Raw genomic sequence first — 1,347 nt, 5'->3', positions numbered from 1 at the left:
CTGGAGACAGAATTCGCGGGGCGGCCTGCTTTAACGCCTGCCTTAAAAAATTGGGTTGAAGATTTACCCGGGCAAAATGAGAAACAGCAAACCGCCCCCCGACTTACCTGGGTTAATGAAATAAATGATATCTGGATGGAAATCCCACGATTTGAAAATATATTATGGTGGGGAGCGTGGGTCGGAAGTATGTCAATGCTTACCCCTGTGTTGTTATATGCATACTCGATTTTATCTTTACCATTTGATTTAATTAGCTTTATTATTTTTTCCGTGGGTTTTATTACTATATTTTCATTTTTTTTCCTTTTTATTCGAGGAGCAATGTTTGTACCCCGAGGAACTCCAATTCGCTTTAACCGTCAGCGCCAAAAAATATATGTGTACGAGTACCAGCGTAAGTGGAATCCCTGGGTTCGCTGGCCAACGACAATCAAAGTGTTCGACTGGGCTGATGTTCATGCACAAATGACGCGGGAAACCGGACGTTACGATCAGGGCTACCGGCTGTACGGCGTTGTCTGCAAACCCGGGACAACTGAAATTATCGACAGTTTTGTGCTCAGCTGGGCGGTGGGTCATCCTAAGTTATTGCGCGGATTATGGAGCCACTGCTGTCACTACATGCAGGCGAAGCCCGTGCCCACCGCCCCGCTGCTGACAAAGGCACCCGCAAGCTGGACGCCGTTTAACACCGTCCGCTGGCCTGTTGATATCGACAGGGAGTCGACCACGGCGCCCGACAGCCAGCATGACGCTCAGCGCACAACAGGGATGATCAACCATGGGTAAGCTTAAACGCCGCAACAAAAAAATCGCCGAGCGGGAAACCGCCAGAGGCACTCACCCCCGCTTAATTCCCCCTGTAAAAAACTGGGATGAAGATTTGCCCGATTTAGCGGAAGAACAGCGTTATCCTCCGCAACTAATTCGGGTGAAGGCCATTAATGATGTCTGGATGGAAATTCCTCGATATGTGAATCACGGGTGGTCTGGGATATGGTTATTTTCATTAATACCATTAATACCATTAATTATGAGTATTAACTTTATTAGGTTGCCGGGCGTCACATCTCATCCTTTGCTGCTTTTCACTATCGGTTTGCAAATTTTGATTTTTTCTTCATTTTTGATCTGTTTACTTAAAAAAATCTTATTCGAACCCCGTGGCGCTCCAGTACGGTTTAACCGTAAGCGTCAGAAAGTGTATGTTTACGAATATCAGCGAACTATATGGCCATGGAAACGCTGGCACCCTGTTATTAAGGTTTTTGACTGGGCAGATATTCATGCCGAACGGGTGCTGATGGCGGGCCATGCTGACTGGGGACATCGTATCTATTGCGC

2 protein-coding genes are annotated in these 1,347 nt (G+C 46.9%); both read left to right on the top strand.

Going from position 1 to position 1,347, the window contains the following annotated elements:
- Positions 1–792: DUF6708 domain-containing protein (locus UC15_RS21560; RefSeq protein WP_369964573.1), on the top strand; the 792-nt coding region annotated here is incomplete at its 5' end.
- Positions 785–1,347, top strand: a 563-nt coding sequence (locus UC15_RS21555) for a DUF6708 domain-containing protein (RefSeq protein WP_112290836.1), incomplete at its 3' end; no start/stop codon positions are given. The genes UC15_RS21560 and UC15_RS21555, both read left to right, overlap by 8 nt.

Origin of the sequence: Rahnella sp. AN3-3W3, assembly GCF_003263545.1 — a bacterium.
GTDB classification, from domain to species: domain Bacteria; phylum Pseudomonadota; class Gammaproteobacteria; order Enterobacterales; family Enterobacteriaceae; genus Rahnella; species Rahnella variigena.
The sequence above is the reverse complement of the archived record's forward strand: the minus strand, read 5'-3'. Positions and strand labels throughout refer to the sequence as shown.